Here is a 2,140-nt window from a genome sequence, read left to right on the forward strand (position 1 = left end):
CGCTGAGCAGCTTGCTGGTGACTTGTTGCTGGTGATCGAATTTTAAGCCCAGCGCCTTCACAAACAGCGCAAAATCCTTCATTTTGAGCGGATCCGGCGCTTCGTGAATACGATAAATAAACGGCGGTTTCTTGCGATACTGCTTCTTCAGCGTCACATCGATATGCTTGGCCACCGTCTGATTCGCCAACAACATGAACTCTTCGATCAGGCGATTTGATTCCTGCCGTTCCTTGCGCCGGATTTCGATGGGCGCGCCCGTTTCATCCAGAATGACTTTGACCTCGGGCGTGTCGAAATCCAGGCTGCCGTTGCGCAGACGCTGTTTGGTCAAGGTTTTTGCGAGGCGATTCAATTTGCGCAGCGTCTCATCGATTTCCGGCGTTGCTGACTCCTTGCCGTCGATAATACGTTGCGCCTGCTCGTAATTCAAGCGTTTTTTGCTATGGATTATTGTTTCAGCGATTTGATAATTTACCACTTTGCCGCGCGGCGAGATTTCCATCATGCAGGAATACGTGAAACGATCGGTATCCGGTTTCAAGCTGCACAAATCGTTGCTGAGACGCTCGGGCAGCATCGGCACCACGCGATCGACGAGATAGATCGAGGTGCTGCGCGCCAGCGCTTCTTGATCGAGTGCGGATTTTTCCTGCACGAAATGGCTCACATCGGCAATATGCACGCCCAGTTCAATGTTGCCGTTTTCCAATTCGCGCATACTAATGGCATCATCAAAATCTTTGGCGTCTTCCGGATCGATTGTAAAGGTCAAGCGATCACGCAGATCAAGCCGCTGCGCCAACAACTCCGGCGTGATCTCCATCGCCAGTTGCTCAGCCTCGTGTTCGACCTCAGGTGGAAAGGCTGCGGGCAAATCAAAGGCGTACGCCACCGAAAGCACATCCACGCCCGGCTCGCCGGGGAAGCCGAGTACTTTCACCACGCGCCCTTCCGGATTTTGCAGCTCATCCTCCCAGGATTCAATGGTGACAGCAACCTTTTGTCCGGCTTTCGCGCCATTGAGGTTTTCTTCGGGAATGTAGATGTCGCGCAGCAGCTTGATGTCGTCCGGCTTTACAAAGTAGAAATGCTTGCCGTGGCGCAATGTGCCAACAATATTGCTGCGGCTGCGCTGGAGAATTTCCACCACCCGGCCCTCGGCCCGACGGCCGGTAGGACGCGCAAACAACTCGACTTTCACCAAATCGCCGTTGAGCGCGGTGCGCATGTTTTTTTGCGAAATGAAAACATCTTCCTGATCTTCACCGACGATGAGAAAACCATAACCCTGCGTTTTCACATGCAGCTTGCCGGTCACCGTCGAGGTTTGGCGCGCATGGCCGAAATGATTGCGCCGCAATTTTGCCAGCAAGCCTTGCTGCGCCAGCGATCTGAGCAAACTGCGATACTCGGCATACTTTGCCGGCGGCACGTGCAGCAGGCGTGCCAGCTCTTTGGCTTTGAATTGGCGCGAAGGCTGCTGCGCCAGCACTTCCAGTGTGCGATCGATGAGGTCTTTCATATTAAGCTCGTTTGAATTCCTCCCAGTTTAAGTTCAATTGGCGGACAATGTGCCGCAATGTTCCCAGTTTAAGGTCTTTGCCGCCCCAATCAGGCACGGGGGCAATGTTTCCGGTAGTGGGGTTGTGCCACTTTCGATGAGAGCCGCCTGATCGTCGGGGTATCTCTTCGCAGCCCAGCTTGCGTATTTCTTTGCGACTTCATCGGATTTCACGCTGCCCTCGCGGGAATCAGCATTTCAGTCCAAATCGTTGTATCGGCCTGCAAGGGTTGCAATATCGTGGGCAGAGGTTTTTTTAGATCTTGGTAGGCCTCAATCAAGGCTGCTAACGCGTCTGCAACGTTTGGAATGACTTGATCCAATGAATCAGCCTCAGTAATCAAATTCGGCAATAGAGGGCAGGTTATGGTATATCCCCCTTCGGGCTGCGGTTCCAGCAATAGCGGCAGTTTATAAATGTTTTGCATGAAATCAACTCGAATCGGAATATAGTATTCAAATCACATCAATTTTGAACCACTCGCATCAATTCGTCGCACAATTGCTCCGCCGCTTCTGCGGTTGGCGCTTCCGACATGATGCGCAGGATCGGCTCGTTCGCAAAAAAGATGCTCC

3 protein-coding genes are annotated in these 2,140 nt (G+C 52.6%); all 3 read right to left on the reverse strand.

The features are described 5' to 3' along the window. Nucleotides 1-1,525, reverse strand: a 1,525-nt coding sequence (locus FBQ85_29545; GenBank protein MDL1879275.1) for a VacB/RNase II family 3'-5' exoribonuclease, incomplete at its 3' end; no start/stop codon positions are given. Nucleotide 1,526: 1 nt separating this feature from the next. Then, nucleotides 1,527-1,712, reverse strand: coding sequence for a type II toxin-antitoxin system HicA family toxin (locus FBQ85_29550; protein MDL1879276.1), 186 nt, complete (start codon nt 1,710-1,712; stop codon nt 1,527-1,529). A 22-nt stretch (nt 1,713-1,734) separates the two neighbouring features. After that, on the reverse strand, nt 1,735-1,992 hold the full coding sequence (locus FBQ85_29555) for a type II toxin-antitoxin system HicB family antitoxin (GenBank protein ID MDL1879277.1): 258 nt from the start codon (nt 1,990-1,992) through the stop codon (nt 1,735-1,737). Nucleotides 1,993-2,140 lie beyond the last annotated feature (148 nt).

This window comes from Cytophagia bacterium CHB2, assembly GCA_030263535.1.
Lineage (GTDB): Bacteria > Zhuqueibacterota > Zhuqueibacteria > Zhuqueibacterales > Zhuqueibacteraceae > Coneutiohabitans.